The sequence below is a fragment of the Marinilabilia rubra genome (genome assembly GCF_003121985.1).
Classification (GTDB): domain Bacteria; phylum Bacteroidota; class Bacteroidia; order Bacteroidales; family Marinilabiliaceae; genus Marinilabilia; species Marinilabilia rubra.
On record NZ_QEWP01000012.1, the window covers coordinates 105,049 to 118,688 of the forward strand.

General features: G+C 39.6%; 12 protein-coding genes. 4 read left to right on the forward strand and 8 right to left on the reverse strand.

From position 1 onward, the window contains the following. Positions 1–72 precede the first annotated feature (72 nt). From DDZ16_RS14475 to gcvT, 7 genes are all read right to left on the reverse strand, one after another. Positions 73–1,011: a hypothetical protein gene (locus tag DDZ16_RS14475; RefSeq protein WP_232526713.1), complete on the reverse strand. Its 939-nt coding sequence runs from the start codon at positions 1,009–1,011 to the stop codon at positions 73–75. Positions 1,012–1,292: 281 nt separating this feature from the next. Continuing rightward, positions 1,293–2,279, reverse strand: a complete 987-nt coding sequence (locus tag DDZ16_RS14480; protein ID WP_109265204.1) for a dihydroorotate dehydrogenase-like protein — start codon at positions 2,277–2,279, stop codon at positions 1,293–1,295. A 342-nt stretch (positions 2,280–2,621) separates the two neighbouring features. Then, complete coding sequence (locus tag DDZ16_RS14485; protein WP_109265205.1) at positions 2,622–3,296, reverse strand: YggS family pyridoxal phosphate-dependent enzyme; 675 nt, start codon at positions 3,294–3,296, stop codon at positions 2,622–2,624. Positions 3,297–3,511: 215 nt separating this feature from the next. After that, a complete protein-coding gene (locus DDZ16_RS14490; protein WP_109265206.1) occupies positions 3,512–4,762 on the reverse strand; it encodes a DUF1015 domain-containing protein in 1,251 nt (416 codons plus the stop codon). 24 nt (positions 4,763–4,786) lie between these two features. Beyond that, a complete protein-coding gene (locus DDZ16_RS14495) occupies positions 4,787–5,710 on the reverse strand; it encodes an NAD(P)-dependent oxidoreductase (RefSeq protein ID WP_109265207.1) in 924 nt (307 codons plus the stop codon). Positions 5,711–5,926: 216 nt separating this feature from the next. Continuing rightward, positions 5,927–6,997 (reverse strand): 3-phosphoserine/phosphohydroxythreonine transaminase, encoded by a 1,071-nt coding sequence (gene serC / locus DDZ16_RS14500; RefSeq protein ID WP_109265208.1) that lies wholly within the window; start codon positions 6,995–6,997, stop codon positions 5,927–5,929. Positions 6,998–7,446: 449 nt separating this feature from the next. Further along, on the reverse strand, positions 7,447–8,538 hold the full coding sequence (gcvT, locus tag DDZ16_RS14505) for a glycine cleavage system aminomethyltransferase GcvT (RefSeq protein WP_109265209.1): 1,092 nt from the start codon (positions 8,536–8,538) through the stop codon (positions 7,447–7,449). A gap of 229 nt (positions 8,539–8,767) precedes the next feature. On the opposite strand from gcvT, the gene DDZ16_RS14510 reads away from it, so the two are divergent. Both DDZ16_RS14510 and DDZ16_RS14515 read left to right on the forward strand, forming a co-directional pair. After that, positions 8,768–9,244: a glycoside hydrolase family 25 domain-containing protein gene (locus tag DDZ16_RS14510; RefSeq protein ID WP_109265210.1), complete on the forward strand. Its 477-nt coding sequence runs from the start codon at positions 8,768–8,770 to the stop codon at positions 9,242–9,244. Continuing rightward, a complete protein-coding gene (locus DDZ16_RS14515; protein WP_109265211.1) occupies positions 9,244–9,561 on the forward strand; it encodes an STAS domain-containing protein in 318 nt (105 codons plus the stop codon). Before DDZ16_RS14510 ends, DDZ16_RS14515 begins: the two co-directional genes overlap by 1 nt. A 147-nt stretch (positions 9,562–9,708) precedes the next feature. Here the strand turns inward: DDZ16_RS14515 and clpB are convergent, their stop codons facing one another. After that, positions 9,709–12,294, reverse strand: coding sequence for an ATP-dependent chaperone ClpB (gene clpB / locus DDZ16_RS14520; protein ID WP_109265212.1), 2,586 nt, complete (start codon positions 12,292–12,294; stop codon positions 9,709–9,711). A 263-nt stretch (positions 12,295–12,557) separates the two neighbouring features. Here clpB and DDZ16_RS14525 point away from each other — a divergent pair, with 263 nt between their 5' ends. After that, positions 12,558–13,007, forward strand: a complete 450-nt coding sequence (locus tag DDZ16_RS14525) for a hypothetical protein (RefSeq protein ID WP_109265213.1) — start codon at positions 12,558–12,560, stop codon at positions 13,005–13,007. 57 nt (positions 13,008–13,064) lie between these two features. Then, positions 13,065–13,628: a PepSY-associated TM helix domain-containing protein gene (locus DDZ16_RS14530; protein WP_109265214.1), complete on the forward strand. Its 564-nt coding sequence runs from the start codon at positions 13,065–13,067 to the stop codon at positions 13,626–13,628. Positions 13,629–13,640: the final 12 nt, after the last annotated feature.

The following is a 13,640-nucleotide window of genomic DNA, read 5'->3' on the forward strand; positions in this document are numbered from 1 at the left end:
TAAAAACCTGTGTATACAATTCTGATAAGTGCTCTTTGGGGAATAACTAGCCATGTATCTGAATGCTAAAGGTTATAGGATAAAGTCAGACCGTAACTCCTCAACCTTTTCACACAAAGAAATATAATCTGAAGGTGAAATCTCAATCTCACTATTGGCCTTAATTACTGTCACTTTGTTATTTGTATCAGTCCGGGCTTCAACATCAGAAGTGTTGACAATGGTAACCTTTTCAAAAACTGATTCAAGCCCTTTCAGCTCATTAATAAGTTTAGCTACTTCGGCATTATCGCGGTAAGTCTCCATCATATTTAACAAGGTAACCAGCGAAAGTTTTTGATATAAAATCCGTTCAACCAACTTTTTGTTATTCTGAAGATCGCCTTTTGTAAGAGAGGTAGCCAAATACAAACCCTCTATCCAGCCTCCCGTAAGAACCATGACCGAAACAGCTGCACGGTTATTTTCGGAAAGATATGCATTGGAGTTCATGTAAGCTTCAGAAATGATATCCATTACCACTTCTCTGTTATTCATGTTTTGCTCCAGCTTCTTAATGGTTTCTTCATCCACAGCCCCGAGAATACCAAGCTTGTCAGCAAGTTTTCGGGCATTCCCCATGTACTCAATGGTGATCTGAGATTGGTCAAACAGACTGGCATAACTTAAGTCTGCACTATAAATCCCCAGGTTTAACGCCATTTTTGAATTGGTATTGTACCGTGAGATATTACCAATTGGATTGAGAATATCCGGATCAAAGGTAGCTCCTGCCTTTTTAATCAACATAGCTGTTTCCAGAGGCGATGGCAGAGAGTAAAATATCAGTTTCGATTTATTAAAATCATCCACCAATTGGTCATTCATTGGAACAGATTCTATAATCTCCTCTTCTGATTCTCCGGAATCTTTTTTCTGACTTCCCATATTACATGAGATCACAAATCCCAATAAAAGCAATACCGGTAGGATCCGGAATTTGGTGAACAAATGTTTAAGACGATACTCCATAGGTATAAAAAAATTGAATTGTCAAAGGGTTGGTTTATTTTGGAAGACCTAATTTATGACAAAAAACAATGATTATCAAACAATCCGATCAAATTTTAAAGCAATACTACTTTGATTGGTTTGTCTAAAATCACATTCTTCTGAAACCACAATCTCCTAAAACCTGAAAATTTAAAAATCCTGAAATGTCAGAAAATAAATGTTATTGTATCAATCCCCATGTTCAAAAAGGGGCAGAAACCTGCCCCTAAAAAATCTTCACTTTTCAAATGTACCAATACTTATTCGAAATTTGAAAAATATTTCATAAACTGAGCTCTTTCATAGAGATTTGGGTTCTTAATACTTCTGTATCCCATTTTCCCTTTGAAATCGTCAATAGTGGAGAAGTTTTGTTCTTTCATCCAACTTTCCAAAAACTCTACCATCCGGGTTATTACTGAAGGTCCGTTTTTATATACTGTTGAACAAACCTGGGTCGCACTGGCACCCGCAAGCATTTGTTTGACAACAGCAGAACCATCATGAATTCCGGTTGAAGCGGCAATGTCAATCTTTTTAGTTTTTGCACTGGTAATGGCAACCCAACGCAGAGATTGACGAATTTCGGCAGGTGAACTGAAAACTTCCGCTGCAGTCAATTGCATTGAATGAATGTCAATATCGGGTTCATAAAAACGGTTGAACAAAACAACACCTTTGGCTCCCGAAACTGAAAGCCGGTCCACAACATGAATTAAGTTGGAGAAATAAGGCCCCAATTTTATTGAAACAGGGATGGCAACAACCTCACTCACATTCTGTGCTATATCGTAATAAATCTGCTCATAATCCGCAGCTTCGCTGTTTTTATCGGTATTAACCCTAAATACATTGAGTTCAATAGCATCGGCACCTGCATCCTGAATGTCCTGAGCAAAATTAACCCACTCATCTGAAGAGAAACAGTTAATGCTGGCAATTACAGGAATTTCAACTGCCGCTTTGGCCTCTTTTATCATCTGCAAATAGGCAGCTACTGAATTTTCACGCGTATATTCACGTACGTAATCTACAGCTTCCGGATAATCAAACCCCTGTCCGCCAGTAATCTCTTTATTGATTTCATGGTTTATCTGCTCTTCAAAAAGAGACTTTAAAACAACCGCTCCTGCTCCGGCATTTTCAAGCTGTTTTATTTTTTCAACACTATTGGTAAGCCCTGAACTGCTTACCACAATCGGGTTTTTTAGTTTAATTCCCAGGTAGGTTGTTTCCAAATTAGCCATATCCTTGATTATTTTTAGCTTATTAAATGAGTCAGGATCGCTGTGTCATTAATGCAATTGCAAAAAAGCCTGACATCCTCTTCAAAAACAAAATTGCTTAACAAATATAATCAAAAGCAGAAAAGTCCCAACTCATTGCTTTTAATTAGTGTGTGTCCATAAAATCCCATTTACCGCGTTACGCTTGCCCGAAAATTACTCATCCCGAAGGATCGGGACTGCCTGTTTACGGGCTTCGAAAGCCCCCGAAGAAAAATCGGGGCAGGCTTTGTAAATGAAACTTTCTGAACACGCACATACATTTTGACACTGTTTGTTTAGTTTATAGACCGACACTTCTAATTACTGATAATTCCGGGCTCCAAAGATGGAACTACCAATCCTGACCATGTTGCTGCCTTCGGCTAAGGCAATTTTATAGTCACCTGACATACCCATACTTAGGATTGAAAAGTCAGAATCAGCAGTAAAATATTGTTGTTTGGTTTCGTCGAAGAGTTTTTTCAAAGTACCGAATTCTGATGCCACCTTCGATTCATCATCCGTGAAAGTAGCCATGCCCATCAACCCTTGTATCTTAACATGGTCAAAAGACTTAAAATCATCACTTTTAAGCATCTCTGTCAATTCTCCGGCATCCAACCCAAACTTACTCTCCTCGGATGCTATATGAATTTGCAGTAAACATGGAATAACCCGGTCATTTTTGGCGCCTTCCTTATTTATTGCCCGCAAAAGACGCATACTGTCAACACCATGTATCAACGACACAAATGGAGCAATATACTTGACTTTGTTTCGCTGAAGATGCCCAATCATATGCCAATCAATATCTTTGGGCAATTCTTCGTATTTATCTGCCAATTCCCGGGCCTTATTTTCACCAAAAATACTCTGGCCGCTTTCATATGCTTCCATAATCATTTCGGCAGGTTTGGTTTTGGAGACAGCAACAAGAGTTACCCCTTCCGGCAACCCATCTTTTACAATCTTCAAATTTTCACTGACTGATGACATGATAATTCGTTTTTTTCTGATATAACTTAAAAATGACACCTACAGATTCAGGTTTCTCTCTGATTTTTAACGGAGAATTCATTTAAGCCAATCTCAGATTTTAATTAAAAGCCCGGCCTGAGACTGATGGCCTAATGCCAACAAAACCAAGCCGGGCTAAATATTATAAGAAATTCTTTAAGCCGCAAATTCGGCTTTTCAATTTCTCCAATCGGTTAAATTTCATGAATAACCAATCCGGATCTGAGTTTAGGCTCAAACCAGGTGGTCTTTGGCGGCATAATATTGCCTGTATCAGCAATATCGATCAATTGCTGCATAGAAACAGGATATAAAGCAAATGCAACTTTCATTTCACCTGAATCCACCCGGCTTTGCAATTCTCCAAGACCACGAATTCCACCCACAAAATCAATGCGCTTTGAAGTCCTCAGATCTTTTATGCCCAACAACTTATCCAAAACATGATTGGACAAGATGGTGACATCCAAAACACCAATTGGATCCTGATCATTATAGGTTCCTTCCCTGGCCGTCAGTTTGTACCACTTTCCATCAAGATACATGCTGAATTCATGAAGTTGGGATGGCTTGTAGATTTCGCTTCCAATTTCACTGATATCAAAAGATTCAGATAGCTTCTCAACAAACTCAGCCGGAGAATAATTATTCAAATCCTTAACTACACGATTGTAATCAATTATCTCCAATTGATCATCCGGGAAATGTACAGCCATAAAGAAGTTGTACTCTTCATTGCCTGTATGGTTGGGATTGGCAGCTTTTCTCTCCAGGCCAACTCTTGCTGCAGCAGCCGTGCGGTGATGTCCATCTGCAACATAAGTACATGGCACCTTGGTGGAAAAAAGGTTTTCCAGCTTTGTGTTGGTTTCAGCATCCCATACTACCCAGAAATGATGACCAAACCCATCATCCCCGGCAGTGAAATCATATTCCGGTTCCTGAGTGGTGACAATGTTATTAACAATCTCATCAATCTCAGGAACGGCTTTATAACTAAAAAATACAGGTTCAAGATTGGCATTATTGGTACGAATATGCACCATCCGGTCCTCTTCTTTCTCCGGGCGTGTCAATTCATGCTTTTTAATTACGCCTTGTTCATAATCAGTACAGGAAGCACATCCCACAATTCCATATTGAGTACGACCATTCATGGTCTGGGCGTAAATATAAAATCGTGGTTCCTCGTCCTGAGCAAGCCAGCCTTTTTCTTTAAACTTATTTAAGTTCTCAGCCGACTTTTCATAGACCTCATCGGAATGAACATCCACGTCCTCCTCACAATCAATTTCAGCACGTGTAATGTGCAACAATGAGTAGTCTTTATCCCCGGCCATTTTTGCAGCCTCCTGACTGTTCATTACATCATAAGGCAGACAGGACAATCCGGCGGCGATGTCCTTTGGAGGACGTAGCCCGTTAAATGGTTTTACGATAGCCATAAGCGAGAGGTTTTGCTGTTTTTGCTATTTATTGACTCTGAAGGTTTCGTCTCCGTCTTTGAAAAACCTAACGATTTGATTGGCAGCCGCAACTCCTGCATTAATATTAGCTTCTGAAGTCTGAGCCCCCATTTTCTTGGGTGTAAAGAAGAAACGTCCGGGGAATTTCTCTTCAAAAACTGCCTTGTTGTCGGGAGAAATATCGGAAATATAAGCAAAATCTTTTCTCTCTTCCATCAAGGCCACGATACCATCTTCATCAATCACCTCTTTACGTGCGGTATTTACTAAAACACCGCCTTCAGGCATCTTGCTCAGTAATTCTTTATTAATAGACTTTTTGGTTTTGTCGTTGGCCGGAATGTGGAGAGAAACATACTGACAGGTGCTGTACAACTCTTCAACTGAAGAAAGTGGAGTAATACCATCAGCTTTAATTTTTGCGTCATCAACAAACGGATCGAAAGCATAAACATGCATTCCAAATCCTTTGGCCACTTTAGCGACATACAAACCAACATTTCCATAAGCATGGATTCCGATTTTCTTGCCACGCAATTCTGTACCTGCCGTACCGTTGAAATGGTTTCTTGCCTGGAATACCATCATTCCAAAGGCCAGCTCTGCAACAGCATTTGAGTTCTGTCCCGGAGTGTTCATTGCAACAATATTCTTTGCTGAACAAGCTTCCATATCAAGGTTATCATAGCCAGCTCCTGCACGTACAACAATACCCAGTTCTTTGGCTGCGTCAACCACATCAGCAGTTACTTTATCTGATCTGACAATAAGTGCACTGGCATCAGCGACTGCTGACTTCAGTTCATCTGCTGAGGAATATTTTTCAAGAAGAGCCAGTTCAAAACCAGCTTCATCTACAATTTTTTTGATTTGCGCAATTGCCGCAGGCGCAAAAGGTTTTTCGGTGGCAACTAGTACTTTCTTCATAATTTCCAGTTTTTTTCTGATTAATCCGGGAAGTTTTGAAAGAAGCTCAGAGGTTCGGGAATAAATGCCTTAATAAAAATAAAAGCGGAAAATGGCTCTTCTTAATTAAGACAACCATATCAGGAAAACTACTGAGCAAACTAACAGATAAATTTAGGTATAAATCAGATTAACAACAAAGGGCCTCAAAAAAGGCCCTTCATTGAAGATAATATTTTAGTGTTTTTTCTCAAATTCCTGCATAGTTTCAACCAATGCTTTTACGCTTTCAAGCGGCAAAGCATTGTAAGTTGAAGCACGGAAACCACCAACACTGCGATGGCCTTTGATTCCTATCATGCCTCTCTCGCTGGCAAACTCGAAAAATTCTTTCTCCAATTCTGCGTACTCTTCATTCATCACGAAACAAACGTTCATTAATGAGCGGTCTTCCTTGCTGGCAACAGTACCCTTGAAGAGCTTGTTACGATCAATTTCGTCATACAGCAGTCCGGCTTTCTCAATGTTTTTCTTATGCATGCCTTCAACACCACCTTGCTCTTTCAACCATATCAATGTTTGCAATGCTGCATAAACCGGCAACACGGGAGGTGTATTGAACATTGAGCCTTTATCAATATGAGTTCTGTAATCGAGCATGGTTGGGATATCGCGATCGACTTTACCAAGAAGATCTTTCTTAACAATTACAAAGGTAACGCCTGCAGGAGCAAGATTTTTTTGCGCACCACCATATATCAAAGCATACTTCGATACATCAATGGGACGAGAAAAGATATCTGAAGACATATCAGCAACCAAAGGTACTCCAACTTCAAGATCTTCCTTAATTTCAGTACCGTAAATGGTATTATTGGTAGTGATGTGGAAATAATCAGCATCAGCAGGTACTTTATAGTCTTTTGGAATGTAATTATAGTTGGCATCTTTAGAGGAAGCAACTTCCACAACTTCGCCAAAATGCTTACCCTCCTTCTGAGCCTTTGCTGCCCATGAACCGGTATTCAAATAAGCAGCCTTCTTTTTCATCAGGTTAAAAGGAACCATGCAAAACTGAGTACTGGCACCTCCCCCTAAAAAAAGAACTTCATATCCTTCAGGAATATTAAGCAACTCTTTGAAAAGAGCCTGGGCTTCGTCCATTACCGCTACAAACTCCTTACTGCGGTGTGAAACTTCCATTACAGAAAGGCCGGTTCCGGCAAAATTGGTTACAGCTTCTGCCGTATTTTTAATGGTAAATTCAGGCAATATTGACGGCCCAGCATAAAAGTTGTGTTTCTTCATCACCAGTTAATTTTATTATTAAAAATATTATTTTGTTACACGTAGAATGAAAGAGATAAAAACACACACAAGTCTCTCATCAAAAGCATTTTAGAGAAAAAGTGATTTTTATCACGCATCAAAGTTAATGATTTATGATTTTTTATTCATCTGTTTGAAATTTTTTTTCATCTCCTCAGGAATATTCAGGCACAAATAATGTTTTTTTCCTTTAATAACCACGGGAGAAAGCTTGAAAACTCAAAATAACACTTCCCTGCCTGAGGATAGGTTAAGCGCAAGTTCGATAATGAATTCAAGGTTATTGCCAATCATGTATTTTTTTCTTTACCAACACAATTTCCTTTTGGATAAAATTCCAACCAAACAAACACATGCATATTTATGCAAAAATCATTTCAGAGATTTTTCTAATTAACAACCATCCGGCTTTCTTCCTAACCTTCAACCTATTTTAATTTCACAAACGGAGGCTTAACAATTTTGGCTTTAACATCCTTATTCCGGATGCGGATAAACACCTCTGTATCAGTTTTCCAAAAACCGGACTTCACGTATCCCATACCAATTCCCTTCTTTAGCATCGGAGACATTGTTCCGGAAGTGACTTCACCGATCGCATTGCCATCGGCATCAACAATTTCATATCCCTTCCTGGGTATTCCACGCTCTTCCAGGACAAATCCCTTCAATCGTTTGTCTACGCCCTCTGCCTTCTGTTTTTCAAAAAGCGGTCGGGATGTAAAATCGTTTCCATCTACCAGCTTAGTGATCCACCCCAGGTTAGCCTCAACCGGAGATGAAGAATCCGTAAGATCGTTTCCATACAATGCCAAACCGGCTTCGAGGCGCAGCGTATCCCGGGCACCCAATCCTGCAGGCATTAAGCCATATTCTTTTCCCGCCTCCATAATAGCTTGCCACACATCAGCAGCATCCTCATTGTACAAATACAACTCAAATCCACCGGAGCCGGTATAACCGGTATTAGATATAATGACATCTGACTTGCCAGCCATTTCACCTGTTGCAAAAGCATAAAACGGGATGGATACCAGATCCAGCGGAGTCAATTTTTGAAGAATTTCACCTGCTTTGGGCCCTTGTACGGCAATAAGGGACATTTTATCACTTGCATTTTCCAATTCCGCAGCAAAACTGTTCTTTGCATTTATCCAATTCCAGTCTTTATCCATATTGGAAGCATTTACCACAAGCATGTATTTCTCATCCTCGTAATGATAAACAATCAAATCGTCCACTATGCCGCCTTCATCGTTAGGCATACAGGAATATTGAGCTTTACCAACAGGAATAACAGAAAGGTCATTGCTGGTAACTGACTGGATCAGGTCAAAAGCATTAGGCCCTTTAACCCAAAATTCACCCATATGAGAAACATCAAAAATACCTGCAGCCTCTCTGACAGCCATGTGTTCAACATTAATACCACCATACTCCACAGGCATTTCAAAACCGGCAAAAGGTACAATTTTCGCACCTAGTTGCTTATGAATATCGTACAGAACAGTTTTTTGCATTTCAATATTATTTAAGCATTTTTACTCCTGAAGAACAGGAAAACAAAGACATAAAAAAAGAGCGGGCCACTAACTTTATTTGTGGCTAGACAAATTTAAACCAAAAAATGTGGTATAAAGAATGACAATTATTTGTAAATTTACGTTATCAAGAAAAAGGTCACGTTTTTCTATCGTCTCATTTTTATTAAATTTGTGGCATTCACAGCCATTGTAAAAACTTTGTTTTATGCCAAATCAACATCATTGCATTAACCTTAGTTACCTGGAAAGCATTGCCGAAGGGGATAAAGGTATCATTGACGAGCTGATTACTATTTTTTTGGAACAAATCCCTGAATTCACCGAAGGTCTTGACCAAAGTTTTGCTAAAAAACGTTGGCTTGACGTGGCTGCAATTGCACATAAAGCAAAGTCCTCCGTTGTTTCGATGGGCATGGAGGAATTGGGCAATCGTGATCTTAAAAATCTGGAATTGTCAGCAAAAGAACTGCATGTAAAAGAGATTCAGAAAAAAAACAACCCTACACCCGAAGAAGAAAAAGAAGCACAGCAACTGGAACGCAATTTAAAGGGATATGACCAAGAGAGACAAGACTGGATAAAAGGAAATGCCTCTCCTGAAACCATAGCCTCCATCATTAAAAGATTCAAAGATAAACTGCAACAAGCCGAAGAAGAACTTAAAACTGAAACTGATAAGTAATGGATACAATGTTAACCGTAGACTCTCAAAATGCAAAGTTAGTTGGAAGGATTACTGAGACTGATAGACTAAATGCTACCATTGCTGCCACGGTAAAAGAGCAGCTAAACAGTAATCTCAACAAGCCTGAGGTTCATTTCATCCTTAACCTGGAGAATATTAAATTTATTGACAGTACAGGTATCGGGGTGCTTATCTCTGCCCTCAAAACAGCCCGCCAAAATGAAGGAAGCTTTGTTTTGTCCAATGTCAATAAAGAGGTAATGGATCTCCTTTCGCTAATGAAGCTCGACAAAGTATTTGACTTTGATCAGTAATTTTGCCGCTTGGTTACATCTGGTTATTTGCATGTCCTGAGCCAGAATTATCAATATAATTGTTTGTTGTATCCATTATCAACGAACATTAAAGCCCCATGCGAAACATTTTCACATGGGGCTTTAACTTAATGTAATCCCTCATTTTTAATTCTTAAAAACAAGAGAATTACCATCAAAATCAACAAAAATTGGTTTTTCCTTATCAACCTCATCTGCAAGCAGCTTCTTAGATAAATCGTTTAGCACATACCTTTGAAGTGCACGTTTTATGGGCCTGGCTCCAAACAAGGGATCAAAACCAACATTTGCCAGGTAATCCAGAGCTTTTTGACTAATACTGATTTCCACCTCTTGGCCTTTAAGCAACTTCGCAATCTGATTAAACTGAAGCTTCACAATCTCTTTCAGCTCTGTTTCCGAAAGAGGGGTAAACATTATTATATCATCAATACGATTCAGAAATTCAGGTCTGATGGTCTGCTTCATCAAACTCATGACTTCATCACGGGTCTTATTGGCAATCTCATCATTGAATCCTGATGCACCGGAATCTTCATAATTCTTCTGGATCAATTGCGATCCCACGTTTGAAGTCATAATGATGATTGTGTTCTTAAAATCAGCGTGACGACCTTTGTTGTCTGTCAATCGCCCATCATCCAGCACCTGAAGCAAAATATTAAAAACATCCGGGTGGGCTTTCTCTATTTCATCCAGCAAAACCACTGAATAAGGTTTCCGACGAACTGCTTCGGTCAGCTGCCCACCTTCATCGTAACCAACATACCCGGGAGGTGCACCAATCAAACGTGAAACTGAATGCCTCTCCTGATACTCAGACATATCAATTCTGGTCATCAGATCCTCATCGTCGAAAAGAAATTCTGCAAGAGCCCGGGCTAATTCGGTTTTACCCACACCTGTCATCCCGAGAAATATAAACGAACCAATTGGTCTTTTAACATCCTGCAAACCGGCGCGGCTGCGTCTCACAGCATCTGAAACTGCAGCAATAGCCTCATCCTGTCCAATAACCCGTTTGTGCAACTCATCCTCCAGCTTAAGCAATTTTTGGCGTTCACTCTGGAGCATTCGAGTCACTGGAATGCCTGTCCAGCGGCTTACTATCTGAGCCACATCTTCAGCATCCACTTCTTCTTTAATCATTGCACTCTCCGTCTGCCTTTGGGCCAGTTTCTTTTGCAACTGCTCTATAGCTTCATTTGCCTCCTTTATACGGCCATATCTTAATTCAGCTACTTTTTCATACAGTCCCTCACGCTCTGCCCGTTCTGCATCAAATTTATACTGCTCAATGGCCTCTTTGTTCCTCTGAATTTGTTCTATTATCTCTTTTTCTTCCTCCCAGCGGGCGCGCAAACCATCTCGTTCTTCTTTGAGATTGGATATTTCCTCACTTAAAACGGTAACTTTTTGCTTGTCGCCTTCACGACGAATTGCTTCACGCTCTATCTCAAGTTGTTTAATACGGCGTTCAATCTCATCAATTTCTTCAGGCACCGAATTCATTTCAAGCCTAAGCTTTGAGGCCGCTTCGTCAATCAAATCAATGGCTTTATCGGGCAAAAAACGATCAGAAATATATCTTTTAGACAACTCTGCAGCAGCAATAATGGCTTCATCCCGAATTCTGACCTTATGGTGCGTTTCGTACCGCTCTTTTAAGCCACGGAGAATAGAGATAGCAGAAGCCAGGTCGGGCTCATCCACCACAACAATCTGAAATCGACGTTCAAGGGCTTTATCTTTCTCGAAATATTTTTGATATTCACCGAGAGTGGTGGCACCAATAGCCCGTAGTTCACCACGAGCCAATGCGGGTTTAAGAATATTTGCAGCATCCATAGCCCCCTCACTCTTCCCGGCACCTACAAGCGTGTGAATTTCGTCAATAAAGAGAACCACTTCGCCATTACTGCTAACCACCTCTTTAACAACGGCCTTTAACCGCTCCTCAAATTCACCTTTATATTTTGCTCCGGCAATCAGGGCTCCCATATCCAGGGAAAATATTCGCTTACTCTTAAGATTTTCAGGCACATCTCCATTGATTATCCTGTGTGCCAGCCCTTCGGCGATGGCAGTTTTCCCTACACCCGGTTCACCAATAAGAATGGGGTTGTTTTTAGTTCTTCGGGATAGTATCTGCAAAATGCGGCGAATTTCGTCATCCCTCCCAATCACCGGGTCAAGCTTTCCGGTACGTGCCTGTTCATTCAGATCTATGGCAAAACGCCCGAGAGCATTGAATGTATCTTCAGCAGATTGGCTGTCAACTTTGCTGCCTTTTCTTAGTTCATCAATGGCTTGCTTCAAACCTTTTTCGGTAACGCCGGCATCTTTCAACATTTTAGAGACCTGGTCACTACTTTTCAGGATGCCCATCAGAACATGCTCGATACTTGTAAACTGGTCTCCCATCTCTTTTGCAAAAGATATGGCCTTCTGCAGGCTATCATTTGCCTCCCGGCTAAGATAAGGTTCACCCCCGCTGACTTGTGGATAGGATTCAATCATTTTGGTTAAAACAGGCATAACCTGACCAGCGCCCATTTTATTGAAAAGAAAACGAGTTACATTTTCTTCAGTTTCAAAAACACCTTTGAGTATATGGCCATTTTCAATAGCCTGATGATTATATCCACCTGCTATTTGAAAAGCTTGCTGAATGGCCTCCTGAGCCTTTATTGTAAATTGATTCAAATTCATATCTTGTATCTTTTCGTTCTTGAAAATTTACTTCAAGGTTCTTGCCACAAAAATCCACATGCCATTTTGACTGCTCATTTCTTTAAAAGCAGCCATTTTAGCAGCCGCCAGTAATTAATGCCTATAGTAATTCGTTTTTTTTCTATCCATTTAATCTCAGACACTGATATGATAAAAAAATATTTATTTTAGTAGAAGTAATGACACCATATCAAAACATCTTAATTTTCTATAAATCAAATAATCTTTTTTTCGTCTTAAAAATGAAAGCAACAACATTTTTAATTTTAACATTGGCACTGATTATTACAGGCTGCAGCTCACGGAAATCTTCCAACAAAATAACAGAGCAGACAATATCCGTTAATTTAAAAGAATTGCTTCAGGAACCCGGTAAGTTCACCGACCGGGAAGTCAACATTAAAGGTTTGTGTATCCATACCTGTCGCAAAAGCGGGAAAAAGCTCTTTTTACAAGGAAACACAGAAGACGAATTTCTAAAAGTAATAGCCACCGATCAGATTTCGACTTTTGACAATTCCCTTGAAGGTGAAGAAATTATTGTAAACGGCTTGTTTATATCCAATAACACCTCAGAAGAACATAAAACAAAGCAGGATAAAGAACATACAGACAGTTGTGCAAGCGAACAGAAAGCCCAAAGCTACATTCTTAAATGCTATAAGGTTGAACGGGCCAACGTCAACAAATAAAACCTTGCAATTAAGACTTATTTAATTAACAACAAACCAGTTACCAGATCATTTTGCATGAAAATCAAATGGCGAAAAATAAACAGAGTCTTACACCGTGATCTTGGCTATTTTTTCACGGGTATGATAATAGTTTATGCCCTTTCAGGAATAGCCCTCAATCATCTGGAGGACTGGAATCCCAATTATGTCGTTAATTTAGAAACAAAACAATTAACCATTTCTGAAGACTTTAATAAAGCCGATAAAAAAGAAATTATATCTCTGGTAAATAAAATTGGGGTGTCTGCCGAATACAAAAACCATTATTTTCCGGAAGAGGGAAAGCTAAAAGTTTTCCTGCAAAAAGGAAGTTCTATTGTGGTAGATTTGCAATCAGGTGAAGCAACCATTGAAACCATTCGAAAACGTCCTGTATTTTATCAGGTCAACTTTTTACATTACAACCCAGGAAAAGCCTACAAATGGTTTGCAGATATTTTTGCAATAGCATTAATCATTTTGGCCGTTTCAGGGTTATTTATTCTGAAAGGCAAAAATGGAATCAAACGCAGAGGTACAATTCTTGCGGGTTTTGGAATAATTATTACCATTGTTTTCCTGATAATATATCTCAACTGATTTAACAATTAT

Excerpts from the sequence above, each read along its gene's own strand:
- DDZ16_RS14515 (WP_109265211.1), top strand. The coding sequence starts at position 9,244 with ATGGATACAATGTTAACCGTAGACTCTCAAAATGCAAAGTTAGTTGGA.
- gcvT (WP_109265209.1), bottom strand. The coding sequence starts at position 8,538 with ATGCAAAAAACTGTTCTGTACGATATTCATAAGCAACTAGGTGCGAAA.
- DDZ16_RS14525 (WP_109265213.1), top strand. The coding sequence starts at position 12,558 with ATGAAAGCAACAACATTTTTAATTTTAACATTGGCACTGATTATTACA.
- serC (WP_109265208.1), bottom strand. The coding sequence starts at position 6,997 with ATGAAGAAACACAACTTTTATGCTGGGCCGTCAATATTGCCTGAATTT.
- DDZ16_RS14485 (WP_109265205.1), bottom strand. The coding sequence starts at position 3,296 with ATGTCATCAGTCAGTGAAAATTTGAAGATTGTAAAAGATGGGTTGCCG.
- DDZ16_RS14510 (WP_109265210.1), top strand. The coding sequence starts at position 8,768 with ATGCCAAATCAACATCATTGCATTAACCTTAGTTACCTGGAAAGCATT.
- DDZ16_RS14475 (WP_232526713.1), bottom strand. The coding sequence starts at position 1,011 with ATGGAGTATCGTCTTAAACATTTGTTCACCAAATTCCGGATCCTACCG.
- DDZ16_RS14530 (WP_109265214.1), top strand. The coding sequence starts at position 13,065 with ATGAAAATCAAATGGCGAAAAATAAACAGAGTCTTACACCGTGATCTT.
- DDZ16_RS14490 (WP_109265206.1), bottom strand. The coding sequence starts at position 4,762 with ATGGCTATCGTAAAACCATTTAACGGGCTACGTCCTCCAAAGGACATC.
- DDZ16_RS14480 (WP_109265204.1), bottom strand. The coding sequence starts at position 2,279 with ATGGCTAATTTGGAAACAACCTACCTGGGAATTAAACTAAAAAACCCG.
- clpB (WP_109265212.1), bottom strand. The coding sequence starts at position 12,294 with ATGAATTTGAATCAATTTACAATAAAGGCTCAGGAGGCCATTCAGCAA.
- DDZ16_RS14495 (WP_109265207.1), bottom strand. The coding sequence starts at position 5,710 with ATGAAGAAAGTACTAGTTGCCACCGAAAAACCTTTTGCGCCTGCGGCA.